We start from the raw sequence: 23,801 nt of genomic DNA on the forward strand, positions 1-23,801 counted from the left end.
GCTCGTGCTCGCGTGCGGAAGCGGAGACGACGCACCCTCCGAGCCGCTCGCCGCCTGCGTCCCCGGGCCCCGCGACGGGCGCTCGGGCTGGGTGGAGCTGAAGCTCTCGGACTACCCCGCGCTGCAGCAGGTGGGCGGCAGCGCGGCGGTGGAGAAGCCCGAGGCCTTCCTCAATGCCGTCGTCTTCCACAGCAGCGAGGGCTGCTACGGCGCGGTGTGGAGCGTGTGCACCCACGGCGCGTGCACGGTGGAGTACAAGCCGGACGCGCACCGCCTCGAGTGCCCGTGCCACGGCAGCCGCTTCAGCGAGGAGGGGCAGCTGCTGCGCGGGCCTGCGCAGCGAGGGCTCTTCGCGTACGACGTGGCGCGCGAGGGGGACTCGCTGTTCCTGCGGCGGCGCACGGGCTGACGAGGGACATCCAGAGGGAGAGGGGACGGCTTCGCCCGCGTTCTCCTCTTCTTCTCTTCGTTCAGCGCAAGCGGCGGCAGGCGGAGCTCTTCGCGGCGAGGTAGACGGGGCTGCCCACCTGCAGTCGCAACTCCGCAATCGCCGCGCGCGTGAGGCGCACCGCGAGCCCCACGCCTGCGCAGCGCACGGTGGCCACCGCGCCGTCCACGCCCACGGGCTCCAGCGCGGTGATGGCGCCCGCGAAGACGTTGCGCGCGGAGACGCCCTCGAGCGGATGCACCGAGAGCAGCAGGTCCTCGGCGAGCAGCGCATAGACGGCGCGCGCGCCAGCCTGCAGCTCGGGCGCGTCCGGCACCCAGAGGCGCAGCGCCTCCGTCACCCGCAGGCGCAGGCCGCCCTCCTCGGGACGCTCGAGCACGCCCTCCAGCACGTTCTCCTCGCCCTCGGCGCCGAGCACCGCACGCGCGGGCGCTCCCAGCACCTCGCTCGCGCTGCCCGCCGCCTGCACCCGCCCGCGCTCGAGCACCAGCGCCTCCTCGGCGAGCGCGCGCGCCTCGCCCAGCTGGTGCGTCACGTACACCAGCGGCACGCGCGCCTCGTCGCGCACGCGCAGCAGGAAGGGCAGCACGCGCTCCTTCAGCTCCACGTCGAGCGCTGCGAGCGGCTCATCCAGCAACAGCAGCGCCGGGTCCGTCGCCAGCGCGCGCGCGAGTGCCACCCGCTGCCGCTCCCCGCCGCTCAGCCCCTGCACGCTGCGCCCCAGCAGCGGCACCAGCCCGAGCAGCTCCAGCGCCTCGTCCACGCGTCCGCCGCGCTGCCCCTTGCGCACGCCGAAGCGCACGTTGCCCTCCACGCCCAGGTGGGGAAAGAGCAGCGCGTCCTGCGGCACGTAGCCCATGCGCCGCTTCTCGGGCGCGACCTCCAGGCCCTGCGCGCTGTCCAGCAGCGCGCGGCCCTCCACCGCCACGCGCCCTCTCGCCCCGTGCCGCAGCCCCGCGAGCACCTCCAGCAGGCTCGTCTTGCCCGAGCCCGAGCGCCCCAGCACCGCGAGGCTGCGCGAGCCGAAGCGCGCCTGCACCTCGAGCGCGAAGGCAGCGAGCGGCAGCCGCACGTCCAGCTCCAGCAGCGGGGCGCTCACGCGCGCACCTGCCGCTCGCGCCGGCGCACCAGCAGCTCCGTCGCGTACACCGCCGCGAAGGCGAGCAGCGTGGCCACCGCCGTGAGGCGCAGCGCCTCGGCGTCCTCGCCCAGCTGCGCGTGCTGGAAGATGGCGAGCGAGAGCGTCTGGGTGAGGCCCGGGATGTTGCCCGCCACCAGCACCGTGGCGCCGAACTCGCCCAGCGCGCGGCTGAAGGCCAGCAGCGCCCCGGTGAGCACCCCGCGCCACGCGAGCGGCAGGCTCACCCGCCAGAAGGCCTGCAGGGGCGAGAGTCCCAGCGTGCGCGCCACCGCGACGAGCCGCGGGTCCACCTCCTCGAAGCCGCTGCGCGCCGAGCGCACGAAGAGGGGCAGCGCCATCACGCTGCTCGCGAGCACCACCGCGCGCGGGGTGAAGAGCAGCTCCACGCCGGCCGCATCGAGCAGGCGCCCCAGCGGGCTCTGGCGCGCGAACAGCTCCAGCAAGAGCAGGCCCACCGCCGTGGGCGGCAGCACGAGCGGCAGGGAGAGCACGGTCTCCACCAGCGCGCGCCCGCGGCCCCGCCAGCGCGCGAGCGCGTAGCCTGCGCCCACGGCGAGGGGCAGCAGCAGCAGCGTCGCGAGCAGCGCCACGCCCAGCGAGAAGCCGACGAGCCGCAGCGTGTCGCTCAGCGCGTCACTCAAGGGTGGGCCGCGCTCCCGAAGCCGTGGCGCAGGAAGACGGCGCGCGCCGCGGGGCTCTGCAGGAAGCGCACGAAGGCCTCGCCGCCCGCCGGCGCGTGGCCTCCCGTGAGCGCGGCCGCGGGGTAGACGATGCGCGGAGACTCGGAGGTGGGCACCTCGAAGGCCACCCGCACGCGCTTCGAGTGCGCCGCGTCCGTGGCGTACACCACGGCGGCCGCCACCCGCCCGGTCTCCACCGCCGCGAGCGCCGCGCGCACGTCCACCGTGGGCACCACGCGCGCCGCGAGCTGCGCCCACAGCCCGCGCCCCTGCAGCCAGTTGCGCGCGTACACGCCCGCGGGCACGGCCTGCGGATCCGCGAGCGCGAGCCGCGGCAGCTTCAGCAGCCCCGCCGCATCGCGCGGTGCCTCCTGCGCGCCCGAGGGCACCACCACCACCAGCCGGTTGCTCAGCAGCGGCACGCGCGTGCGCGTCACCAGCCGGCCACTGGACGCCGCGCGCTCCAGCTGCGCCTCGTCCGCCGAGAGGAAGGCGTCCGCCGGCGCGCCCGCGGCCACCTGGCGCGCGAGGTCGCTCGAGGCGCCGAAGGCGAAGCGCACCGTGCGCCCCGTCTCGTGCTCGAAGGCGCGCCCCAGCTCCTGCAGTGCGTCCGCAGTGCTCGCCGCGGCGAACACCAGCACCGGCGACTGCTCCGCGTCCTCCGAGGCCGGCCGCGCCCCGAAGGCGGCGAGCAGCGGCAGCAGCGGGAGCAGCAGGAGCGGGCGCATGGCGGCGCCAGTGTGCCCTTCCCGCTCCGCGCTGTCGCGCGTGGCAAGCGCCGCCGCGAGGGCGCGCTCAGCTCGCGCAAGCGCCCGCCGCGGCTCGACTTTCCGGAGGTGGGCTGGGCACCCACCCCCCGGACGGGCTATTCATGGGTGAACACCCGTGCCCACCCGCTCCCCGACCTCTGACGCCGCTGGCCCCCACACCGCCGTGGGCCAGTGGGTGGACCGCCTCCTCCAGGGCTTCGAGAACCGGCGCTCCGCGCTGCCCGCCCTGCTGGACGAGGAGGGCGTGCGCCGCTTCTACCTCCAGCACCTGGAGGCGGAGCTGCCGGCGCTGCGCGAGGCGGCGCGCCAGAGCGGCGAGGCGCTGGCGCCCGCGGCCGCGCAGCGCTTCGTGGACGAGGCCGAGGGGCTGGTGCGCGGCGTGGTGCTGCCCGCCTACGTGCGGCTCGCGGCGCGCTACACGGCGCGCGAGCGCAACGACTTCTACCGCGCCCCGGAGCGCTTCCACGCGCTCGAGCGGGTGGGGCTCGCGCTCGCCGGGATGCTCGCGGGCCTCTTCGTCGTCTGGGCGCCCTTCATCCCGCTCTGGAGCAAGGAGTGGGTGGCGCTCTTCGTGGTGGGCGGGCTGCTCTACCCGGAGCTGCGCCGCTGGGCAGCCACGCGCACCTACGAGCGCGAGGTGAACGCGCTGGTGCATGCCGCCGACCGCGAGGCCAGCCGGCTCGCGCTCGGGCACCTGCTCACGGCGCCCGAGCTGAGCGCAGCGCCCGAAGAGCTGCCTCTTCCGTCGATGTCCCCGCGTCACCCGAACAGGAGCACCTAAGCGCCATGGTCCAGGTTCCCGGTCGTCGCCTCGCACTCGCCCAGCTGAGGCAGGGTGCACGGCGCCTGCTCGTCGTCTCGCTCGGCACGCTGGTGGGGCTCGCCGTGCTCTACGGCTCCTGCACCGCGCGCGTGCAGCCCAGCGAGCTGGGAGTGATGCAGCGCCGCTACGCCTCGAGCGCGAACATCGAGGACCGGGTGTACGGCCCGGGCCTCTACTTCGTGGGCCCCGGCATGGCGCTGCACCGCTTCCCGCGCACCGTGCACATCCTCGAGGCGAGCAACGACCGCCTCGAGAGCCGCGCCAAGGCGGGCGGCAGCGACCGGCTGCGCAAGGTGGACGACTACTTCCTGCGCCGCACCGAGCTGCTCGGCGACGACACCCACCGCACGGTGGATGCGCTCACGGTGCAGACCTCGGACGGCTACGCGGTGAGCGCGGACGTGACGCTGCTCTACAGCATCCAGAACCCGGTGCAGGTGGCGCGCGAGTTCGGGCTGGGGCAGGGCTACGTGGACAGCTTCGTCGTGAACACCTTCCGCAACGGCGTGCTCAGCACGCTGGGCAAGCTCAACGCGGAGAGCTTCTTCCACGAGGAGGACCGCATCCGCACGCTGGGCGAGGCGGAGCAGCTGCTGCGCGAGCGCTTCGCCGCGCGCGGCTTCCACGTGGAGCGCCTGCTCTTGGGCGGCTACAGCTACGCGCCCAACTACGAGAAGAGCCTGCACGACAAGAAGGTGGCCGTGCAGCTCACGGTGAAGAACCGCAAGGAGGGCCTGGTCAACGAGGAGCGCGCGAAGCTGCAGCAGCTCTCCTCCAAGGGCAGCGCGGACATCACCATCGCGGAGAGCCAGGTGTCCGCGGAGATCTCCAAGGTGCTGAGCGAGGCGGAGCTGAACGCGGCCGAGACGCGCGCGAAGGCGGACCGCGAGTTCGGCCTCGCGCAGGCGGAGGCCAAGCGGCTCAAGGTGGATGCGCTGAACGCCGCGGGTGGCCGCTACGTGGTGGCGCTGGAGACCGCGAAGATGTTCGACGCCGTGAGCCAGGGCGTGATGACGCCCGAGCAGTACATCACCTTCGTGCGCCAGAGCTGGCAGCTGGTGGGGCTCTCGCCCGGGGCGCCCATGTCCGTGCAGCCCGCCGCCGTGACGGGAGGTGCCAAGTGAAGCGCGTACTCGTGAGCTGCGTGCTCGCGCTGGCCCTGTGCGGCTGTGAGTCCACCAGCAGCACCGAGGTGGGCGTGCGCACGAACATGCTCGGACTGATGGAGAAGCGCGGCGAGCAGCAGATCTACCCCGCGGGCGGCACGTACCTGGTGATGCCGCTGCTCAACAGCTGGGACGTGCTGCCCTTGAGCCAGCAGAACCTCCTGATGAACGCGAACACGGACGAGGGCGACCGCCCCGTGCCGGACGACATCACCTTCAAGACGAAGGACGGCAACAACGTCCACATCGACGTGAACGTGATGTGGCGCGTGAACCCGCAGAAGGCCGGAGAGGTGGTGACGCGGGTGGGGCGCTCGGCGGAGGAGATCAAGGAGCGCGTGGTGCGCCCCATGGCCCGCAGCGCCATCCGGGACGCCTTCAACACCATCACCAGCGAGGAGTACTACCAGGTGGCGATGAAGAACCAGGTGGCGCAGAAGGCGCGCGACCTGCTCGCCAAGGAGCTGGAGGGTTACGGCCTGGTGGTGGACAGCCTGCAGGTGCAGCAGCACCGCTTCGACCCGGAGTACCAGGAGGCGATCAACGCCCAGAAGCAGGCGGAAGCGGACGTGCAGACGCTGCTCGAGCAGCAGAAGAACATCGTGGTGCAGAAGGCGAGCGAGCTGGAGGCGAAGCGCGCCGAGTGGAACCGGCGGCTGGAGGAGGCGCGCGGGCGCGCAGGCTCCATCCGCAACGAGGCGGACGGCTACTTCCAGACGCAGAGCAACGCGGCGAAGGCGCTGCTCGCGCGCGCTCGCGCGGAGTCGGATGCGACGCGCAAGGAGGCGGAGGCGCTCAATCGCCTCGGCGGCGACGCGTACGTGAAGATGCAGCTCGCGAAGCAGTTCGCGGGCAAGCGCATCCTGCTGGTGCCGGCGACGAACGTGTCCACGGTGAACGTGAACGACCTGGTGGGCTCGATGCTGGGTCAGCAGCAGTCGAAGGCCGCCCCCTCCGTCGCCCCCTCGGCCAACGCCGACGGCGAGTAACGAGCGAAGCCGCGTGAAGGTCCCCTCTCCCTCTGGGAGAGGGAAGGGGTGAGGGAGGGGCGCGCCGCCGCTACCTCTCCGGGAGCGGCGCGAGCCACGGCGCGAAGCGCAGCCGCGCCGTCGCGCGCTCGTGGGCCCGCGGAAGGAACAGGTCCGCGCCGCCCTGGAAGGGCGAGAACGCGCGGCCGCTGTGCAGCTCCACCCACATCACGCTGCCCACGTCCCCGGTGGCGCACGCGCGCAAGAGCGCATCCCACGCACCGGCGACCCAGAGCACGCGCGCGCCATAGAGCCACACCTGCGCGTCCTCGAAGGACTCCTCCAGCGCGGGCGAGCCCGTGAGCCGGGTGAGCCGCCGCAGCCCGTAGCCCGCGAGCGGATTGCCGCTCTCGCCGAGCACCTCGTCCAGCGCTTCGAGTGACGCAGGCGCGAGCGTGAGCGCATCCGTGGTGCGCAGGGTGACGAGCGCGCACGCGGCGCCCGGCCCCAGCACGTGGTCCGCGAGGGCGTGGTAGCGCGAGCGCACCTCCTCCAGGTCGGCCCAGTGGCGCACGTTGAACAGCGTGTACGCGCGCAGCCAGGTCTGCTCCGCCGCGCGCCGCAGCACGTGGGGCACGGGCGGGACGCCGGGATACCAGCGCTCCCAGCGGGCGAGGAAGTCCTCCAGCTCCGGAGCGCTCATCCCGCCCGCAGCGGCTTCTGCAGCACGAGGAAGGTGGGCTCGTCGTAGCCCGCGTGCGTGCCGTGCGCGTGGAACACGTAGCCGCGCCGCGCGTAGTACCGCTGCTGCTCCGTCAGCGCGAGCCGCACGCTGAGCCGCACCGCGCCCAGTCCCTCGGCGCCCGCCTCCACCGCATCCATCAGTGCAGCACCAACGCCCGCGCCGCGGAACGCCGGCAGCACCGCGAGCCGGTCCAGGTACACGTGGTCCTCCTTCGGGTGGAAGAACACGCAGCCCACGGGCGCTCCCTGAACGTCGGCAATCAGCGCCCCGCCGCCCGCCAGCTCGCGCAGCACGGCCTCGGCCGTCTTGCCGTGCGCGCTGGAGGGCGGGTCCAGCCTCCCCCGGAACTCCTCGAAGGCCTCGCGCAGGAGCCGCGCGAGCGCGGGCGCATCCGCGGCGCCCGCCTCGCGCAGCCGCACGCTAGTCATGGCACGCCCCGTGTCCGTCGCTCACGCGCGCCGGGGCGCTCCAGCCCTCGTTGCCGTCCTGCGTCTCGAACCAGAAGGGGCCGCGGGCGCGCTGGCGAGGGGCGAGTTCGTTCATCGTGTGCGCGTCGTAGAGGCGCCCGTTGGCGAGCGTGTAGCGGATGCTCTGCGTGTTCTTCAGCGCCTCGAGCGGGTTCTGGTCCAGCACGAGCAGGTCCGCGAGCTTCCCCACCTCGAGCGAGCCCACGTCGCGGTCGAGGCCCAGGTACTGCGCGCCCTCGAGCGTGGCGGCGCGCAGCGCCTGCAGCGGCTTCATCCCGCCCTGGCCAAACATCTGGAGCTCCCAGTGCGCGCCCATGCCTTCCCGTTGACCGTGGGCGCCGAGCTGCACGCTCACGCCGCGGTCGTTGAAGGCGCGCGCGACTCGGGCCTCGTTGAAGTGGTTGAGCTCCTCGTCCGGCACCTGCGTGGGGCGGCGGCTGCGCGCATCCACCACCCGGCGCGGCACGAAGGTGAGGAGCCTCTGGTCCTCCCAGACGTGCGTGGTCTGGTACCAGTAGTTCTCCCCCCAGTTGCCGCCGTAGGCCACGATGAGCGTGGGCGTGTAGCCGACCTTGGTGCCGCTCCACAGCTGCAGCGCGTCCTCGTACACGCGCTCCACCGGCAGCGAGTGCTCCACGCCGGTGTGGCCGTCCACGACCATGGTCATGTTGTGCTCGAAGAGGCTGCCGCCCTCGGGCACCACCATCATCTGCAGCTCGCGTGCGGCCTGGAGGATCTTCTGCCGCTGGTCGCGCCGCGGCTGGTTGTAGCTCTTCACGCTGAAGGCCCCCACGGCCTTCATCCGGCGCAGGTGGCTGCGCGCGTCCTCCAGCGTCTCCACCGGCGCGCGGAAGGCGCCCGACGCGCCGTAGAGCACGGTGCCGGTGGAGAAGATGTGCGGCCCCACGATGCTGCCTGCGCGCTGCAGCTCCGCGGCGGAGAACACCTCGCCCGTGTCGTTGGAGGGGTCGTGGATCGTGGTCACCCCGAACGCGAGCGCCGCGTACAGGGGCCAGCCCTGCTCCGGCGTGATGCCGTCCGAGCCCATGGGCCCGTGCCAGTGCACGTCCACGATGCCCGGCATCAGCGTCTTGCCCTTCACGTCCACGACGCGCGCCCCCGCGGGCACCTGCACCTGTCCGCGCGGCCCCACCGCGACGATGCGGTTGCCCCGCACCACCACGGTGCCGTCCTCCAGCACCTGGTCGCCCTTCATGGTGATGACGCGGCCGCCGACGAAGGCGAGCGTGCCCTCGGGCGCATCCGCGCGCTGCGTGAAGGAGATGTTCTGGCCGTGCTCGGGCGCGGGCGGGAGCTTCTCGGGCGCGCCCTGCATGAAGCGGAAGGCGTCCTTCAGCTCGCGCGTGTAGAGCTCGGGCCCCAGCGCCCAGTGCAGCCGCTGGCTGTCGCCGCTCCAGTGCAGATACGAGCCCGCGTCCCGCGTCACGCGCGCGACCGGCAGCGCCTTGCCGTCCGCGCTCGCCACGGCCGAGCGCGCGCCGCGCACGAAGGGCATGAGGAAGGCGTTGAAGTTCTGCTGGAAGGCCACCCAGCGCTCGTCCGGGCTCACGCGTACCTCGGTGGCCTCGCCGCTGGTCAGGTGCGTGCGCTCCTCGCTGCCGTCCAGCGCGATGCTCTTGAGCGCGCGCTTGTCCTCCTTCTCTCCCTCCTCCACGGTGAGGAAGTACACGCGCTCGCTGCCCTTGCCGAAGTGCGGCGCCTGGCCGTCCTTCGTGAGCAGGCGCGGCTGGGCGCCCCCCTGCGCGGGAATCACGTAGAGCCCGGGGTCCCGCGACCACAGGCCGCTGCGCAGGTAGCCGTCCCCGCTGCTGCGGTAGACGATGGAGCGCCCGTCCGGGCTGAAGGCGGGCTCGAGGTAGTGGCCCGGGTGCGGCGTCACGGTGCGCTCGGCGCCGCCGCTCGCGGAGACGACGCGCACCGAGCCCAGCTTGTCGTCGTCCCAGGTGGTGAAGACGATGTTGCGCCCGTCGCGACTGAAGGAGGGGTAGAGCTCGAAGTGGTCCGTCTGCTTCGTGAGCCGGTGCGGCGTGCCGTTGGGCAGCTGCTTCACGTACAGGTGCCCCAGCGCCTGGTACACCACGCGGTCGCCGGTGGGAGACACCTGCACCCAGCGCAGCATGCGCACCGGGAACTGCTCGGGGGCCACGGCCTGCGGGAAGCGCAGGGCCTCGGTCACGTGGCGCACTGCTTTCACGTGGAAGGGGATGTCCTTCACCTGCTTGCTCGCGACGTCGAGCCGGTGCAGGTGGCCGCGCGCCCAGAACACGAGGCTCTTGCTGTCCGGGGTCCACGCGATCTGCGGGTACACGCCGTGGATGGCCCAGGTCTCCTGCATGTCGCGCTCGAGCCCGTCGTAGAGCGGGCGCTCGGCGCCGCTGGCCACGTCCGCGAGGTAGAGCACGCTCTTGCCGCGCACGCGCCGGATGAAGGCGAGGCTCTTGCCGTCCGGCGACGGGGTGGGGCGGATCGCGCCGCCGGGGCCACCCACGAACTGCGTCGTCTCGCCGGTGTCCCGGTCGAGGCGCTGGATGACGTAGATCTCGGTGTTGGGGTCCTTGTTGTACTCGAACACCCGGCCCGGGGTGATGTCCTGGCTGTAGTAGACGTAGCGCCCGTCCGGGCTGAAGGCGGGCTCGCCCACGTCCTTCTGCTCGTTGGGGCGCTCGGTGAGCTGCACGCCCTCGCCGCCGGAGCGGTGGTACATCCAGATCTCACCCGCGCCGAGGCTGCGGCGTGCGGTGAAGTGCTTGCGCCCGAGCAGGTACTGCCCGTCCGGGCTCCACGCGGGGCTGTTGAGCAGGCGCAGCTTCTCGTTGGTGACGGCGAAGGGCGAGGAGCCGTCGCGCCGCATGATCCACAGGTTGTCCCCGCCGCCGCGGTCCGAGGTGAACGCGATGCTCTGCCCATCGGGGCTGTAGCGCGGCTGCATGTCCCAGGCGACACCGCTGGTGAGCGCGCGCGCCTCGCCGCCGCCGATGGGCAGCACGTAGATGTCGCCGAGCAGGTCGAAGACGAGCTCGTCGCCCTTGGGGCTCACGTCCACGCTGAGCCAGGTGCCCTCGCGCACGTCGAGCGGCACGTCGTGGCCGGGGCCGCCGGGGTTGTTCACGTCCCAGGCGGCCTCCTTCTTCCCCGCGCCCTCGGGCAGCTGCACGTCGAGGCCCTTCGCGGTACCGCCGTCCGCCGCGTTCTGCTGCGCGGCCTTCTCGTGCGCCTCCTCCTTCTTGCGCGCGGTGTCGTTCTCCTGCGGCTCCTTGATGGGCGGCGGCTCGGGAGGCGGCTGCTGCGTCTGGGCGCGGGCGGAGGGCAGCGCCACGCAGAGCATCAGGGCGAGCGCGGTGAAGGGCAGGGCGAGTCGGTTCACGGAGGAGTCCTCGGCGGGAGCGTGAAGGCGCGGGGCGCAGCGTACCCGGGTCGCAGCGGGGCAGGGTGGACGAGCAAAGGAACCCGTCCTCCCGTGGGCGCAATCCCGCGCTTGAGTGCGGCGCCGAGTTGCGGCAATCCACGCCTCGACACTTCCGCCGCGAGGACTCCCGTCATGCAGCCCGCACACCGCTTCTTCGGCCACTGGCAGCTCGACCCCGAGCGCTCCACGTACCAGTACGGAGAGGTGCCGCAGTCGCTGCTGATGACGCTGGAGGAGCGCGAGGGCGCGCTGCACATCCGCATGGAGATCGTCGGCGCCCACGGCGCACCCATCACCATGGACGGGCTGTGGCCCTTCGGCGAGGGCGAGCGCAACGCCACCGAGGTGCTCGACGAGCGCACGCTGGTGCACCGCCTGAAGCAGGACGGAGAGGTCACCTCCACCATCCGCCGCGAGCTCTGGCAGGACGGCCTCACCATGACCGTGCGCCACGAGGGCATCAGCGAGGGAGAGCCCTGGGTGAACATCTCCCTCTTCGTCCGCGTGGAGCGCGCGCTGGCATGATCACCCACGTCGTCTTCGACTTCGACGGCACGCTCGCCGACTCGCGCGCGGTGGCCATCGGCCTCTACAACGCCGTCGCCGAGCGCAAGGGCTACGGCGCGCTCACGCCGGAGAACCTCGCGGAGCTCAGCGCGCTCTCCATCCTGGAGCGCTGCAAGCGCCTGGAGGTCCCCGTGTACCGCCTCCCCGCGCTGATGCTCGAGGTGAGCCGCGGGTACCGGGGCGCCATGGACCGCGTGGAGCTCCAGCCCGGCGTGCGCGAGCTGCTCGCCGCCCTGCGCGAGCGGGGCCTGCGCCTCGTCATCCTCTCGAGCAACGCCGAGGAGAACATCCGCGCCTTCCTGCGCCGCCAGGGCATGGAAGCGTGGGTGGACGCGGTGCTCTGCAGCAGCCGCATCTTCGGCAAGGCGCGGCTGCTGCGCAGCCTGATGAAGAGTGAGGGCCTCGCGCCCGAGCAGCTCGTCTACGTGGGCGACGAGCACCGCGACGTGGAGGCCTGCCGCGAGGTGGGCGTGCGCGTCATCGCCGTGCGCTGGGGCTTCGACGCCGAGTCGCGCCTGCGCGAGGCCTCGCCTGACCACCTGGCGAGCGAGCCCGCGGAGGTGGCGGAGTGCGTGGGACGCTGGTCGGAGGCGCACAGGTAGGAGCGCTCTTCCCTCACCCCGACCCTCTCCCAGGGGGAGAGGGAGGACACGGTGCATCCGCTTCGGAAAGTGCGAGAATGGGCGGCGTGAGTGAGCCCATCCCCAGCTCCGTCGCCACCTTCCGCGCCGGCTACCGCGCGCGCATGGGCCGCTTCTACGTGGGCCCGGCCCACCTGGCCTTCACCAGCTTCGCCTCGCTGGGGGTCATCGCCTTCGCCCTCTCGCGCCTCTCCCACGTGCGGCCCCTGGAGTGGCTGCTCGTCCCCGTGACCTTCCTGGTCGCGAACGCGGCCGAGTACTTCGGCCACCGCGGCCCGATGCACCGCCCTGCGCGCGGGCTGCGCCTCATCTACCAGCGCCACACGCTCGAGCATCACCACTTCTTCACCCACGAGGCGATGGCCTTCGAGTCGCGCCGCGACTTCAAGATGGTGCTGTTCCCGCCGGTGCTGCTGCTCTTCTTCCTCGGCGCGCTCGCGACGCCCATCGGGGCGCTCTTCTTCTGGTGGGTGAGCCCCAACGCGGGCTGGCTCTTCGTGGCCACCGCGATGGGCTACTTCCTCACCTACGAGTGGCTGCACTTCGGCTACCACCTGCCCGAGTCCCACCCGCTCGCGCGCACGCCGCTGCTGCGCGCGCTGCGCCGCCACCACACGGTGCACCACGACCTGCGGCGCATGGGGCACCACAACTTCAACATCTCCTTCCCCCTCTTCGACACGCTGATGGGGACCACCTGGAAGGCGCCGCTCAGTGCGGCCGCGCCTCCTCCTCCAGCGGCGCGTCCGGGGCGAGGCGCTGGGGCAGGGTGACGGTGAACGTGGCGCCCGCGCCCAGTGCGCTCATCACGCCGATGTGGCCGCCGAGCGCCTCCACGATCTGGTGGGTGATGTAGAGCCCCAGTCCCAGGCCGCCGTAGTGCCGCTCGCTCACCGCGCGCTCGAACTTGCCGAAGATGCGCGAGAGGTGCTCGGGCGCGATGCCGATCCCCTCGTCGTGCACCGAGAGCTGCGCCACCCCGCGGTGGGCCTCCACCCGCACGCGCACCGGGTGCCCGGCGCCGTACTTGATGGCGTTGGAGAGCAGGTTGCTCACCACCTGCTCCAGCCGGGTGCGGTCCCACAGCCCGGCCACCGGCTCGGGTGCTTCCAGGAGCAGCGTCTCGTCGTGCGCCGTGGCGGCGGGCTGCGAGCGCGCGATCACCTCCCGCGCCACCTCGCGCAGGTCCACCGGCTCCAGCTCCAGGTGCAGCCGCTGCGCGGACACCTGCGAGACGTCCAGGAGCCGGTCCACGAGCACCGCCAGCTTGCGCACCTGGCGGCTCATCCCCTCCATCGCCGCGTGCATGCCGCGCACCGCGCCGTCCGTCTGCGACAGCACCTCCAGCTGCCGCTGCAGCGACTGCAGGCGCATCTGCAGCGGGGTGAGGGGCGTGCGCAGCTCGTGGCTCGCCACCGCGATGAACTCGTCGCGCATGTGGATGGCGGCCTGCGCCTCGCGGTACAGCCGGGCGTGGTCGATGGCGAGCGCCGCGCGCGCCGCCACCTCCTCGAGCAGCGCGAGCTCCTCCGGGCGCCAGCTGCTGCGCCCGCGGTCGTAGAGCACCGAGAGCGTGCCCAGCACCCGCTGCCCCACGCGCAGCGGCACGATGAACGCGCCCTGGGCCCCCAGCTCCCGCAGCAGCCGCAGGTGCTCCGCGTCGTGTGCGCCGGCGGTGAGCTCGGCCTCGGTCGGCGGGGGCACCACGCGGCTGCGCCGCTCGCGCAGCACCTCGGTGCGCGCGTCCGCGAAGCGGTCCGGCCCGTGGCGCTGCTGCAGCTCGCGCAGCCGCGCCTCCTGCCGGGGGTGCGCGTGCGCGAGCGCCGCCGGCTCGAGCGTCCCGTCGCTGCCCACCAGGTCCACGAGGCAGCCGTCCGCCACGCGCTCCACGATGAGGCGGGCCACGCTGTCCAGGGTCGCCTCCGGCTCCAGGGAGGTGAAGAGCCGCTCGCCGGCGAGCGCGAGCAGCTCCAGGCTGTGGTGCAGCGCGCGCTCGGCCGCGCGCTGGTCCGTCACGTCCAGCACGATGACCCCCACGCCCTCGGCGGCGCTCTCGCTCGAGCGCAGCGGGTAGTAGCTGGCGAGGAAGTGGCGCCAGTGCCCGGAGTGCGGCGGCACCTCGAGCGCGACGGGCACCCCCTGCCGGGCCCTGCCCGAGCGCAGCACCCGCTGCACTTGCAGCTGCACCGCGGGCGCGAGCTGCGGCGCGAGCTCCCAGAGGCTGCGGCCCAGCGCCGCCTCCGCCTGCATCCCGTGCACCGCCGCGAGCGCCGCGTTGATGCGCAGGAAGCGCAGCTGCGGGTCCAGCAGCGCGAGCCCCACGGGCGCCGCCGCCATCACCGCGTCCACCATGGGCAGCGGACCTGCCTCGCGCCGCAGCTCCTCCATCGCCGCGCGCAGGCGCACGGAGGTCTCGCGCGACATCACCAGGCGCTCCCCGTCCGCGAGCAGCGTGCGGTGGCCCCGGGCGCGCTCCAGCTGCAGGTACAGGTCCACGAACACCGCCACCTTGGTGCGCAGCACGTCCGGGTCGAAGGGCTTGACGATGTAGTCCACCGCCCCCTGCGCGTAGCCGTTGAGCACGTCCGCGTTCTCGCGGTGGTAGGCGGTGAGGAAGAGCAGCGGGGTGTGCCGCGTGCGCTCGCGCCCCTTGATGAGCTTCGCGGTCTGGAAGCCGTCCAGCCGCGGCATCTGCACGTCCAGCACGATGCAGGCGAACTCGTCCTGCAGCAGCTGGCGCAGCGCCTCCTCGCCGGAGCGGGCCTGGACGAGCCGCTGGCCGAGCGGCGCGAGCGTGGCCTCCAGCGCGACCAGGTTGGCGGGGTGGTCGTCCACCAGCAGCACGCCTGCAGAAGTCTCGGGTGTGGCCACGGGGGTGCGCCTCCTGGCGCGGCCGGACCTCGAGCTTCGCCGGGGGTTCGCGCGGCGCCGATGGGGTCCCGGGAGGGGCTCCAGCCGGACGCGTTATGCACGAAGGGGCAGGGGGGCATCGGCCGGCCGCCGGTGCTCGCCCCACCGGGAGGAGAGGGAGGGGCGAGGGGGGCGGACACCGCCCCGTCACGCGGGGGAATGCGAGGAGGTGCGCTTTACATTCCGCGCCCCAGCCGCTACTGGCAGGGCGTGCACCTGCGTTCCGCCTCCCGCTCCCGCTCCGCCGCGCGCCCCTCGGCGCTGCTTGCGTTGCTGGCGGCGCTCGCTTGCTCGGTCCTGGCCCTGCACCAGGACGCGCGCCTCCAGGCCCCCGTTCAGGATGGGGTGCGGCGCGAGTCGGCGCCTCCGCAGGAGCATCCCGGCGCGCTGCGTGCGGACGCCGGCGCGCTGCGCCTGCAGCCGGCGCCGGTGCGCAGCGGAGGGCCCGGCCCCGTCCCGCTGCACCCGGGCCCGCTCGCGGCGCTGCGCGCGCCCCCCGCGCCCGTGCTGCTGCAGCCGTCGCAGGACCCGCAGCGGCCGCTCGCGGTGAACCGACTCGCCGACCACCCGGACGTCCACACCTGCCCTGCGTGTGGACCGCCGGCGCGCGGCTGAAGCGCCCGTCTCCCTCACCTTCCCTTCACTGACGTGCCCGTGGCGCGCGCACCCTGCGTGTGCGCGCGGGCGCCTCTCCCCCCTCATGCACGCGCGCCTCCTTCAGGCGAGGAGCGCCGGAGTACTCCCATGCTCAAGACCTCCCAGCCTCCCTCCACCCACGCCACGCCCGACCTGCCCCTTGCCCCCACGCCGCACACGCCGTCCAGCCCGCCCGCCAAGGCCCCCGCTGCGCAGGAGGCCGTGCGCGGCCCCGGCCACGACGTGGACTGGGCGCGCATGCTCATCGCCGGCGTGCTCTGCGCGCTCGTGGTGGCCGGAGCCGTCCTCTTCGAAGTGCTGAGCTGAGGGAGCGAGCGCCATGACCGAGGCCCACGACTTCCTCACGAACCTCGCCCTCATCCTGTGCGTGGCCGCGGTCACGACGGTGCTCTTCCAGAGGCTGCGCCAGCCGGTGGTGCTCGGCTACCTGCTGGCGGGCCTGCTCATCGGGCCGCACGTCCCCTTTCCCCTGGTGGCGGATCCGAAGCTCGCGCACACGCTCTCGGAGCTGGGCGTCATCCTGCTGATGTTCTCGCTGGGTCTCGAGTTCAGCCTGCGCAAGCTGCTGCGCGTGGGGCCCACCGCGGGCCTCATCGCGCTCATCCAGTGCAGCCTCATGCTGTGGCTCGGCTACCTCGCGGGCCGGGCCTTCGGCTGGAGCAGCCTGGAGAGCCTCTTCCTGGGCGCGCTGGTGGCCATCAGCAGCACCACCATCATCGTGAAGGCCTTCGGCGAGCAGAAGGTGGGCGGGCGGCTCGCCGAGCTGGTCTTCGGCGTGCTCATCGTCGAGGACCTCATCGCCATCCTCCTGCTCACGCTGCTCACCGCGGTGGCCACCGGCACCGGCCTCTCCGCGGGCGCGGTCGCGGCGGTGGTGGGCAAGCTCGCGCTCTTCCTCGTGGGCGTGGTGGGGCTGGGGCTCTTGCTCATCCCGCGGCTCGTGCGCTTCATCCTGAAGCTGGACCGGCCGGAGACGACGCTGGTCGCGAGCGTGGGCGTCTGCTTCGCGCTCGCGCTGCTCGCGCACGCCTTCGGCTACTCGGTGGCGCTGGGCGCCTTCCTCGGTGGCTCGCTCGTCGCGGAGAGCGGGCACGCGCGCCAGGTGGAGCACCTCATCCAGCCGGTGCGGGACCTCTTCGCCGCCATCTTCTTCGTGGCGGTGGGCATGCTCATCCAGCCCGCCCTCGTGCTCGAGCACTGGGGCGCCATCGTGCTCATCACGCTCGTGGTGGTGGTGGGCAAGGTGCTGGGCGTCTCGGTGGGCGCCTTCCTCACGGGCCACGGCATCCGCACCTCGGTGCAGGCGGGGATGAGCCTCGCGCAGATCGGCGAGTTCTCCTTCATCATCGCCGGCGTGGGGCTCGCGCTCGGCGCGACGGGCGCCTTCCTCTACCCCATCGCGGTGGCCGTCTCCGCGCTCACCACGCTGCTCACCCCCTGGCTCATCCGCGCGAGCGACCCGGTGGCCCAGTTCATCGACCGGCGCCTGCCCCGGCCGCTGCAGACCTTCGCCGCGCTCTACGGCTCCTGGCTCGAGCAGCTGCGCGCGCGCCCGCGCCACCACGCCGAGCTGAGCCTGCGCCGCAGGCTGGTGCGCCTGCTCGCGCTGGACGCGGCCCTGCTCGCCGCGCTGCTCATCGGCAGCTCGCTCGCGCTGGATGCGTTGGCCAGCGCGCTGCAGCGCACGGTGGGGCTCGCCGCGCCGCTCGCGCGCGGAGGCGTGATGGCGGCCGCGGCCCTGCTCTCGCTGCCCTTCTGGGTGGGGGCGGTGCGCTGTGCGCGCTCGCTCGGCGCGCTGCTCGCCGCCGAGGCCCTGCCGGTGAAGGGCCGCGGGAAGGTGGACCTCGCGGCCGCGCCTCGCCGCGCCCTCACCGTGACGCTGCAGGTGGCGCTGCTGCTCGCGGTGGGCGTGCCGCTGCTCGCCATCACCCAGCCCTTCCTGCCCTCGCTGCCCGGCGCGGTGCTGCTCCTGCTCCTGCTCGTCCCGCCGCTCGTGGGCGTGTGGCGCAGCAGCGCGAACCTGCACGGGCACGTGCGCGCCGGCGCGCAGATGATCGCCGAGGTGCTCGCCCGCCAGTCGCAGGCCGAGGACGCCCCAGAGCCCGGCCACGAGCCGCTGCAGGTGGTGCACACCGTGCTACCCGGGCTCGGCGAGCCGGTGACGCTGCGGCTCGAGCCCGCGAGCCCCGCTGTCGGCCGCACCCTCGCGCAGCTGAACCTGCGCGGGCTCACGGGCGCCACCGTGCTCGCGCTGACGCACGGCGGGGAGGGCGACGTGCTCGTGCCCACGGGACACGAGACCCTGCAGGCGGGAGACCTGCTCGCGCTCGCCGGCACGCAGGCAGCGGTGGAGGCGGCGCGGGCGCTGCTCGCGGCGCCGGTTGCTGCGGTGGTGGGGGCTCCTGCGGCGGGGGCTCCGACGGCGGCGGCGTAGAGAACGTGGGGGACGCGGGTACGGCCCTCGTCCCTCATCCTTTCCCTCTCCCAGAGGGACAGGGGACATCTTCGCCCGCTGTGCTCCTCTTCTCTGCGGCTCAGTGGTTGGACGTGAGGGACTCGGTACTGGCGTGCGCGGCGCGCCAGGCGGCGAGCTGCTGGCGCAGGGCCTCGGCGCCATCCGGCTGCGCGCCGAGGTCCGCCTCGGCCTTCTCGGCGAGCGCGAGCGCGCGCGGGTGCGCGGCGCTGCCCCCCTCCCACAGCGCCTGCGCGAGGGCGAAGCGGCTCGCGGCGAGCTCCAGCGGGGGCACGTGCGCGGCCTCGCGGATGGCGAGCGCGCGCTCGAGGGCGGCGAGCGCCTCGGCGGAGTGCCCCAGCCTGCGCTGCGCGTCTCCCAGCCCCATTAGCGCGACCGCGAGGCTGGGGTGCTGGCTCTTGAGCGCGCGCTCCTGGATGGAGAGCGCGCGGCGGAAGTAGGGCAGCGCCTCGGCGGGGCGGCCCGCGTCCGTGAGTGCGAGCCCGAGACTCACGCAGGGCTGCGCCACGTCCGGGTGGTTGGGCCCGCGCGCGGCCTCGCTCGCCGAGAGCGCCTTCTGCAGCTGCACCAGCGCCTCCTCGTGCCGGCCCGCCTTCCACAGCGCCGTGCCCAACGCGTCGAGCGCCTTGGGCATGAAGGGGTGCTTGGGCGCGAGCGTGCGCTCGAGAATGCCGAGCCCCTCGCGCAGCGTCGCGAGCGCCTCGTCGCGCCGTCCGAGCTCGCTGTAGGTGGTGCCCAGGTTCACCAGGGTGCTGCCCACGCGCGGGTGCTCTCCGCCGAGTGCGGCGCGGAAGATGCCGAGCGCGCGCTGCAGCACCGGCAGCGTCTGCGCGTGGCGCCCCTGGGCGCTGAGCGTGTTGGAGAGCCGGCGCAGCACCACCCCCACCTCGGGGCTCTCCGGGCCCAGGCTGCGCTCGGCCGCCACGAGCGCCTCGCGCTGCGCGCGCTCGGCTTCCGCGAAGCGCCCCTCGCTGGAGAGCGCGAGGCCGTGCGCGCTGTACAGCTCCGCGAGCAGGCGCCCGCCGGTGCGCAGCCGCGCGAGCAGCGCGCGCCCGCTCTCGAAGGTGTCGTGGGCCTCCGGGGCGCGCGCGGCGTTGTAGCCCAGCAGGCTGGTGAGCGCGGTGAGCGCCTCGGCGCGCAGTTCGTCCGCGTGCGCCTCCTCCGCCGTCCACACCGCGCGCTTCATCGCGCGCTCGCCGGCCTCCGCGTTGCCGAAGCCCTCCTCCAGCTGCCCCAGCTGCAGGAGCACCTCGGCGCGCACCGGGAGGTAGCCCAGCGCCTCGGCCTCCTTCTCGAGCGGGCGCACCGCCTCCACGCCCGCCTTGTAGCGCCCGGCGGCCCACAGCGCGCGCGCCTGGGCGAGGCTCTGGCGCAGCGCCTCCACGCGCTGGGCCTCGTGCGCGTCCGCGGGCGGCGGGACGCGCGAGGAGAGCAGGTCCACGTCCGCGCACACCTCGAGCTCGGGCAGGGTGCGCACCGCGCTGAGCGCCTGCTGCACCACGTCCGCGTCCGCCGTGCGCAGCACCTCGGTGAGCGCCTGCAGCTCGCCGCGCCGCTGCTCGAGGCACGCGGTGCGCAAGCCCAGCACCTTCTCGCTCGCCTCGCCCCGCAGGCGCGTAGCCTCGCAGGCCTGGGTCTGCATCTCCACCCACGCGCCCGTGTACCCGTCCAGCGCGCTCCGCACGCCCTCCCACGCCCGCGCCGCGTACGGCACGCCGGTGGTCGTGAAGGCGCTCGCGATGGCGTCCTTGCGCGCGTCGTCCCACACGCCCTCGAGCCGCGCGGCCGCGCCCTGGCAGCGCGCCGCGCGCTCGCGCACCGCGTGCGTCGTGAAGCCCACGCTGGCGAGCAGCAGGGCGCCTGCGCCCGCGAGCGCGAGCAGGCGCCGGCGCCGCCTTGCCGGGTCCTTCTGCAGCGCCGTGAGCAGCGCCTCCACCGACGAGAAGCGCGCCTCGGGCGCGGGCGAGAGGCCGCGCACCACCACCTGGTGCACCCACGCGGGCACGCGCGTGTTGGCGGGCGGCGCCTGCACGCGCCCCTCGCGCGCGGCGTAGAAGAGGGCGGCCGCGTTGTCGCCCGCGAAGGCGCGGCTGCCGTAGAGTGCGAGGTACAGCGTGGCGCAGAAGCCGAACTGGTCCGCCGCCGGGCTCGCCGTCTCGCCGCGGTACTGCTCGGGCGCCATGTAGCCCGGGGTGCCCAGCACCGCGCCGCGGCGGGTGACGGGCGTGCCCAGCGCGGCCTGCGGCGAGTGCGGCGTCGCGCGCGGTGTGGCGCCGGGGGGCAGGGTGCCCAGCGTCTCGGAGGGCGCGGGCACGGCCGCCATCGCCTGCGCCGAGGCCGGTCCCTCGCCCTCGGCGCCGCGGCCCACCGCGAGCCCGAAGTCCAGCACGTACACGCGCTCGTCGCGGCCGATGAGCACGTTGTCCGGCTTGAAGTCGCGGTGCACGAGGCCCGCCGCGTGCGCCGCCGCGAGCCCGCGTCCCGCCGCGCTCAGCACCTCCACCACCTCGCGCCAGCCTCGCGGCCGCTCCTCGAGCCAGCGGCGCAGGGTGCGCCCCTCGATGAACTCCATCGCCACGAAGACGCGCTCGCCGAACTCGCCGAGGTCGTAGACGGGGATGACGTTGGGATGCGACAGGCGCGCCATCGCCTGCGCCTCGCGCAGCAGCCGCAGCCGCGCCTCTGCCTGCGCCTCGGGGCTGCCCGCGGGCAGCAGCAGCTTGAGCGCCACCTTGCGGTTGAGCTGCGGATCGAAGGCCGCGTACACCTCGCCCATCCCGCCGGCGCCCAGGCGCTCGAGGATGAGGTAGCGGCCCAGGGGCGTGCCGCGCGGCAGCAGCCCCACGCCCTCCGTCAGCGGCGCCGGTGACCCGATGGGGTTGGTGGGCTCGTCCTCGCCGCGCGCGCCGCCGCTGAGCGCCTCGAGCCGCTCGGTGCAGGCGCTGCACCCGTCCGCATGCGCGAGCGCGCGCGTGACGGCAGACTCGTCGAGCCTGCCGGCCAGCAGCTCCTCCAGCGTTGCGTCATCGAGGCACTTCACCCCAGCGGCTCCCCTCCAGAGGCGCGGAGAGGACGCCCGCGCGGCGATGCCCGCAGGATGCCACGAGGAGTGGGGGCTTGCGCAGGGGAGTCCGGCCCGACCCGAGGTCAGGCGGCTTCCACCCTGCGGAATTCCCCCAGGGCCGGGAGGCCCCGGGGGGAGGGGCGCTAGGCCGTCGGGTGGCCGTGGCCGTCCGCGTCCGGCTGCCGCGGGGGCTGCGCACCTGCATCGCGCTGGGGCCGCTGGCGCAGGGTGCCGAAGAGGACGTCCAGGTACATGTGGCTGATGCCGAAGTTCTTGTCCGGGGTGTTGAAGTGGTGCGCCATGTGGCGCGCCCGCAGCTCCTTGCCCCAGGCGCCCGGCAGCCCCCCGTGGTGGACGCGGTAGTGGATGAAGTCGTAGGCCATGTAGCCGGTGACGAGGCCGCAGAAGAAGGGCAGCGTGAGGTGGGGGGCGCGCAGGAGGTAGAGCCCTCCGCCAATGACGAGGGCCAAGGGCACGCTCGCCCCCAGCGGCATGACGAGGCGCTGGCCGTCATCCGGGTAGGTGTGGTGGTAGCCGTGGATGACGGCGTGCACCCGCCGGGTGAAGGGCCCCGTGCCCTCCCAGTGGAAGAAGCCGCGGTGCAGCCCGTACTCCATCAGCTGCCAGGCCACGTACCCCACGGCGAACAGCAGGGCGCTGGAGGCCACGTGCAAGGGCCCGCGGGTAAAGCCCCAGGCCAAAAGCCCCAGCACCAGCGGCCCGTAGACGACGAATGGCGTGGCGGGGTGAATCTTGCTCCCCCACTCGAGCACCGGGTTGTCGAACATCCGCCCCGCGCTGTGGCGCACGTAGCCCTTCATGGTCCTCATCCCTCTGCGCGCAAGGCCGGGGCTCCGAGCCCTCCAGAGCGACGGCGCGCGATCAGGCGCGTTGTAACCGGCCTGCCCGCCTGCGTCATGCGGAACGTGCGCAGCGGGGCGGGAGGTGGACATCGTACCCCCGGCGGATGCCCGCCTGTCGTGCGTGCTTGCCCGCATGCACCGAGGTGGTCATCTTCGCGGCATCACCCCCTGAGCGCCCGGAGCGACAGCCGCCGTGGTCTACCGCCTCGCCCACCAGACCCACCAGCGCTGGAGCCAGCTGCGGCGCGACCTGCGCACCCGGCTGGGCATTCCCAAGCCTCTCTACGTGCTGCCCTTCCGCGGCTACGGCACTCCAGCGCGCGCGGTGGTGAAGGCGCGGGTGCTCGAGGACCGCCACGTGCGCCCGCCCGAGCAGCGCCGCTCGCTCGTGGGCGCCGCCGTCGCCTCCTACAAGCGCTACGCGACGCACGAGGTGCCCGGCGCGCGCGTGCAGGTGAGGTGGGGGGACAAGCAGTGGGAGGGGCTCACCGACGAGGAGGGCTTCCTCGACCTCTGGGTGCCGCCTCCCCTGAACGCCCGTCCCGGCTGGCACGAGGTGCACCTGCACCTGCCGGACGCTGCGGGCCAGCCCGGCGCGGACGCGGTGGGGCAGGTGCTGCTGAGCGGCACGGACTCGGAGCTGGGCATCATCAGCGACCTCGACGACACCGTCATCGAGACCGGCGTCACCAACCCGCTCAAGCGCGCCTGGGCGCTGTTCCTCACCGACCACCGCCAGCGCGTGCCCTTCGAGGGCGTGGGCGCCTTCTACGCCGCGCTGCAGGCGGGCCGGCACGAGGGCGTGCTCAACCCGCTCTTCTACGTCTCCAGCAGCCCGTGGAACCTCTACGAGCACCTGGATGCGTACCTCCAGACGCACGAGATCCCCGCGGGGCCCCTGCTGCTGCGCGACTGGGGCCTCACGGCGCAGGGCTTCGCGCCCGGCGGCGGGCACGGCCACAAGCTCGATAAAATCCGCGCGGTGATGGACACGCTCGCGCCGCTGCCCTTCCTGCTGCTGGGCGACAGCGGCCAGGAGGACCCCGAGCACTACGCCACCATCGTGCGCGAGTACCCCTCGCGCGTGCGCTGCATCTACATCCGCATGGTGCACAGCCGTCGCGGGCGCGAGGCGGAGCTCGCGCGGCTCGCTGCCGACGTGCGCGCCCACGGCAGCGAGCTGCTCGTGGTGGAGGACAGCGTGTCCGCGGCGCGCCACGCGGCGGCGCAGGGGTGGATCCGGTGGGCCGAGGTCCCCGACGTGCAGCGCGCCCAGGGCGAGGACGCGGCGGCCGCCGGCGTGCTGGACCGGCTCGAGCGCCACCCCTGAGCACCCTCTGTGCAGGGCGAGCGGGCGGACGAGCGCTGCACAGCTCGTCCTCCTTGCGTGTCGGGGCCTGCGCCTGGCGCGCGGCGTGCGAAGCCTGAGGGCTCCACCCCGCTTCCCGGAGGCAGGCGCGTCATGGATCTCATCGGTCAGCTCACCCAGCAGCTCGGCCTCGCGCCCGACACGGCGCAGGCCGCCTCGGGCTCGCTCTTCAGCCTCATCCAGCAGCACGCACCCGCGGGCGCCTTCCAGCAGCTGCTCGGCGCCGCGCCCGAGGTGGCCGGATGGATGTCCCGGGCCCAGGGCGCGGGGGCTGTCCCGCCGGCGAGCAGCGGCGGCCTGGGGGCGCTCGGCGGCGGCAGCAGCGGCGGGCTCTCCGGGATGCTGGGCGCCGCGGCGGGCAGCATGCTGGGCGGCGCGGGCGGTGGCGCAGCGACGCAGATGGCGGCGCTCACCGGCATGCTCGGCCGCTTCGGCGTCAGCCCCGAGATGGCGATGAAGGTGCTCCCGCTCGCGCTGCAGTTCGTGCAGTCGAAGCTGGGGCCGCAGGGTACGCAGCAGCTCGTCTCCGGGATGCCGCTGCTGCAGCAGCTTCTGCAGGGAGGCGGCGCGCAGGGACAGGGCGGGGGCCTGGGCGGGATGCTGGGAAAGCTGTTCTAGACGC

At 73.8% G+C, this 23,801-nt stretch carries 21 protein-coding genes; 12 read left to right on the plus strand and 9 right to left on the minus strand.

Annotation, left to right across the window (positions count from 1 at the left end; all coding sequences use genetic code 11):
* The first annotated feature begins 4 nt into the window (after positions 1-4).
* The gene (locus FGE12_RS27935) at positions 5-409 is read left to right on the plus strand and encodes a ubiquinol-cytochrome c reductase iron-sulfur subunit (RefSeq protein WP_370459176.1); all 405 of its coding nucleotides are present in this window, start codon (positions 5-7) and stop codon (positions 407-409) included.
* 61 nt (positions 410-470) lie between these two features.
* On the opposite strand, the gene modC is transcribed toward FGE12_RS27935, so the two are convergent.
* The 3 genes from modC to modA are packed head-to-tail and all read right to left on the minus strand — an operon-like array spanning position 471 to position 2,997.
* Complete coding sequence (modC, locus tag FGE12_RS27940) at positions 471-1,547, minus strand: molybdenum ABC transporter ATP-binding protein (protein ID WP_370459177.1); 1,077 nt, start codon at positions 1,545-1,547, stop codon at positions 471-473.
* Positions 1,544-2,230, minus strand: coding sequence for a molybdate ABC transporter permease subunit (modB, locus tag FGE12_RS27945; protein ID WP_228531168.1), 687 nt, complete (start codon positions 2,228-2,230; stop codon positions 1,544-1,546). The genes modC and modB overlap by 4 nt, the downstream gene beginning before the upstream one ends.
* Positions 2,227-2,997: a molybdate ABC transporter substrate-binding protein gene (gene modA / locus FGE12_RS27950; RefSeq protein ID WP_153869689.1), complete on the minus strand. Its 771-nt coding sequence runs from the start codon at positions 2,995-2,997 to the stop codon at positions 2,227-2,229. The genes modB and modA overlap by 4 nt, the downstream gene beginning before the upstream one ends.
* 157 nt (positions 2,998-3,154) lie before the next feature.
* Here modA and FGE12_RS27955 point away from each other — a divergent pair, with 157 nt between their 5' ends.
* The 3 genes from FGE12_RS27955 to FGE12_RS27965 are packed head-to-tail and all read left to right on the plus strand — an operon-like array spanning position 3,155 to position 6,017.
* Entirely contained in the window at positions 3,155-3,820 is a 666-nt protein-coding gene (locus FGE12_RS27955; RefSeq protein ID WP_153869690.1) for a hypothetical protein, read from the plus strand.
* A 5-nt stretch (positions 3,821-3,825) separates the two neighbouring features.
* Positions 3,826-4,986: an SPFH domain-containing protein gene (locus tag FGE12_RS27960; RefSeq protein ID WP_153869691.1), complete on the plus strand. Its 1,161-nt coding sequence runs from the start codon at positions 3,826-3,828 to the stop codon at positions 4,984-4,986.
* Positions 4,983-6,017, plus strand: a complete 1,035-nt coding sequence (locus FGE12_RS27965; protein ID WP_153869692.1) for an SPFH domain-containing protein — start codon at positions 4,983-4,985, stop codon at positions 6,015-6,017. The genes FGE12_RS27960 and FGE12_RS27965 overlap by 4 nt, the downstream gene beginning before the upstream one ends.
* Positions 6,018-6,087: 70 nt before the next feature.
* On the opposite strand, the gene FGE12_RS27970 is transcribed toward FGE12_RS27965, so the two are convergent.
* The 3 genes from FGE12_RS27970 to FGE12_RS27980 are packed head-to-tail and all read right to left on the minus strand — an operon-like array spanning position 6,088 to position 10,554.
* Positions 6,088-6,699, minus strand: coding sequence for a hypothetical protein (locus FGE12_RS27970; RefSeq protein ID WP_153869693.1), 612 nt, complete (start codon positions 6,697-6,699; stop codon positions 6,088-6,090).
* Positions 6,696-7,169, minus strand: a complete 474-nt coding sequence (locus tag FGE12_RS27975) for a GNAT family N-acetyltransferase (protein WP_153869694.1) — start codon at positions 7,167-7,169, stop codon at positions 6,696-6,698. The genes FGE12_RS27970 and FGE12_RS27975 overlap by 4 nt, the downstream gene beginning before the upstream one ends.
* On the minus strand, positions 7,162-10,554 hold the full coding sequence (locus FGE12_RS27980) for an amidohydrolase family protein (RefSeq protein WP_153869726.1): 3,393 nt from the start codon (positions 10,552-10,554) through the stop codon (positions 7,162-7,164). The genes FGE12_RS27975 and FGE12_RS27980 overlap by 8 nt, the downstream gene beginning before the upstream one ends.
* A gap of 213 nt (positions 10,555-10,767) precedes the next feature.
* On the opposite strand from FGE12_RS27980, the gene FGE12_RS27985 reads away from it, so the two are divergent.
* The 3 genes from FGE12_RS27985 (at position 10,768) to FGE12_RS27995 (ending at position 12,616) form a co-directional block, all read left to right on the plus strand.
* Positions 10,768-11,160 (plus strand): hypothetical protein, encoded by a 393-nt coding sequence (locus FGE12_RS27985; protein WP_153869695.1) that lies wholly within the window; start codon positions 10,768-10,770, stop codon positions 11,158-11,160.
* Positions 11,157-11,804 carry an HAD hydrolase-like protein gene (locus FGE12_RS27990; protein ID WP_153869696.1) on the plus strand — a complete coding sequence of 216 codons (648 nt, stop codon included), beginning with the start codon at positions 11,157-11,159 and terminating at the stop codon, positions 11,802-11,804. The genes FGE12_RS27985 and FGE12_RS27990 overlap by 4 nt, the downstream gene beginning before the upstream one ends.
* A gap of 77 nt (positions 11,805-11,881) precedes the next feature.
* The gene (locus tag FGE12_RS27995; protein ID WP_153869697.1) at positions 11,882-12,616 is read left to right on the plus strand and encodes a sterol desaturase family protein; all 735 of its coding nucleotides are present in this window, start codon (positions 11,882-11,884) and stop codon (positions 12,614-12,616) included.
* On the opposite strand, the gene FGE12_RS28000 is transcribed toward FGE12_RS27995, so the two are convergent.
* Entirely contained in the window at positions 12,555-14,714 is a 2,160-nt protein-coding gene (locus FGE12_RS28000; protein WP_153869698.1) for an ATP-binding protein, read from the minus strand. The two genes, FGE12_RS27995 and FGE12_RS28000, sit on opposite strands and share 62 nt — an antisense overlap.
* A 384-nt stretch (positions 14,715-15,098) precedes the next feature.
* On the opposite strand from FGE12_RS28000, the gene FGE12_RS28005 reads away from it, so the two are divergent.
* The 3 genes from FGE12_RS28005 (at position 15,099) to FGE12_RS28015 (ending at position 17,844) form a co-directional block, all read left to right on the plus strand.
* Positions 15,099-15,368 (plus strand): hypothetical protein, encoded by a 270-nt coding sequence (locus tag FGE12_RS28005; RefSeq protein ID WP_153869699.1) that lies wholly within the window; start codon positions 15,099-15,101, stop codon positions 15,366-15,368.
* Positions 15,369-15,497: 129 nt separating this feature from the next.
* A complete protein-coding gene (locus FGE12_RS28010; protein ID WP_153869700.1) occupies positions 15,498-15,716 on the plus strand; it encodes a hypothetical protein in 219 nt (72 codons plus the stop codon).
* Between the two features lie 13 nt (positions 15,717-15,729).
* Positions 15,730-17,844, plus strand: a complete 2,115-nt coding sequence (locus FGE12_RS28015) for a cation:proton antiporter (protein WP_153869701.1) — start codon at positions 15,730-15,732, stop codon at positions 17,842-17,844.
* Positions 17,845-17,944: 100 nt separating this feature from the next.
* Here FGE12_RS28015 and FGE12_RS28020 read toward each other — a convergent pair whose 3' ends face one another.
* Together FGE12_RS28020 and FGE12_RS28025 are read right to left on the minus strand one after the other, a co-directional pair.
* Complete coding sequence (locus tag FGE12_RS28020) at positions 17,945-20,923, minus strand: serine/threonine-protein kinase (protein ID WP_153869702.1); 2,979 nt, start codon at positions 20,921-20,923, stop codon at positions 17,945-17,947.
* A gap of 167 nt (positions 20,924-21,090) precedes the next feature.
* Positions 21,091-21,768 (minus strand): sterol desaturase family protein, encoded by a 678-nt coding sequence (locus FGE12_RS28025; protein ID WP_153869703.1) that lies wholly within the window; start codon positions 21,766-21,768, stop codon positions 21,091-21,093.
* 235 nt (positions 21,769-22,003) lie between these two features.
* On the opposite strand from FGE12_RS28025, the gene FGE12_RS28030 reads away from it, so the two are divergent.
* Both FGE12_RS28030 and FGE12_RS28035 read left to right on the plus strand, forming a co-directional pair.
* Entirely contained in the window at positions 22,004-23,140 is a 1,137-nt protein-coding gene (locus tag FGE12_RS28030) for a phosphatase domain-containing protein (RefSeq protein WP_194798355.1), read from the plus strand.
* 132 nt (positions 23,141-23,272) lie between these two features.
* Entirely contained in the window at positions 23,273-23,797 is a 525-nt protein-coding gene (locus FGE12_RS28035) for a DUF2780 domain-containing protein (RefSeq protein WP_153869704.1), read from the plus strand.
* Positions 23,798-23,801 lie beyond the last annotated feature (4 nt).

Origin of the sequence: Aggregicoccus sp. 17bor-14, from assembly GCF_009659535.1 — a bacterium.
In the GTDB taxonomy this organism is placed as follows: Bacteria; Myxococcota; Myxococcia; order Myxococcales; family Myxococcaceae; genus Aggregicoccus.

Coding starts and splice junctions, on each gene's coding strand:
- FGE12_RS27990 (WP_153869696.1), top strand. CDS start 11,157: ATGATCACCCACGTCGTCTTCGACTTCGACGGCACGCTCGCCGACTCG.
- FGE12_RS28010 (WP_153869700.1), top strand. CDS start 15,498: ATGCTCAAGACCTCCCAGCCTCCCTCCACCCACGCCACGCCCGACCTG.
- FGE12_RS28015 (WP_153869701.1), top strand. CDS start 15,730: ATGACCGAGGCCCACGACTTCCTCACGAACCTCGCCCTCATCCTGTGC.
- FGE12_RS27970 (WP_153869693.1), bottom strand. CDS start 6,699: ATGAGCGCTCCGGAGCTGGAGGACTTCCTCGCCCGCTGGGAGCGCTGG.
- FGE12_RS27975 (WP_153869694.1), bottom strand. CDS start 7,169: ATGACTAGCGTGCGGCTGCGCGAGGCGGGCGCCGCGGATGCGCCCGCG.
- FGE12_RS28035 (WP_153869704.1), top strand. CDS start 23,273: ATGGATCTCATCGGTCAGCTCACCCAGCAGCTCGGCCTCGCGCCCGAC.
- FGE12_RS27980 (WP_153869726.1), bottom strand. CDS start 10,554: ATGCTCTGCGTGGCGCTGCCCTCCGCCCGCGCCCAGACGCAGCAGCCG.
- FGE12_RS28025 (WP_153869703.1), bottom strand. CDS start 21,768: ATGAAGGGCTACGTGCGCCACAGCGCGGGGCGGATGTTCGACAACCCG.
- FGE12_RS27960 (WP_153869691.1), top strand. CDS start 3,826: ATGGTCCAGGTTCCCGGTCGTCGCCTCGCACTCGCCCAGCTGAGGCAG.
- modA (WP_153869689.1), bottom strand. CDS start 2,997: ATGCGCCCGCTCCTGCTGCTCCCGCTGCTGCCGCTGCTCGCCGCCTTC.
- FGE12_RS27995 (WP_153869697.1), top strand. CDS start 11,882: ATGGGCGGCGTGAGTGAGCCCATCCCCAGCTCCGTCGCCACCTTCCGC.
- FGE12_RS27985 (WP_153869695.1), top strand. CDS start 10,768: ATGCAGCCCGCACACCGCTTCTTCGGCCACTGGCAGCTCGACCCCGAG.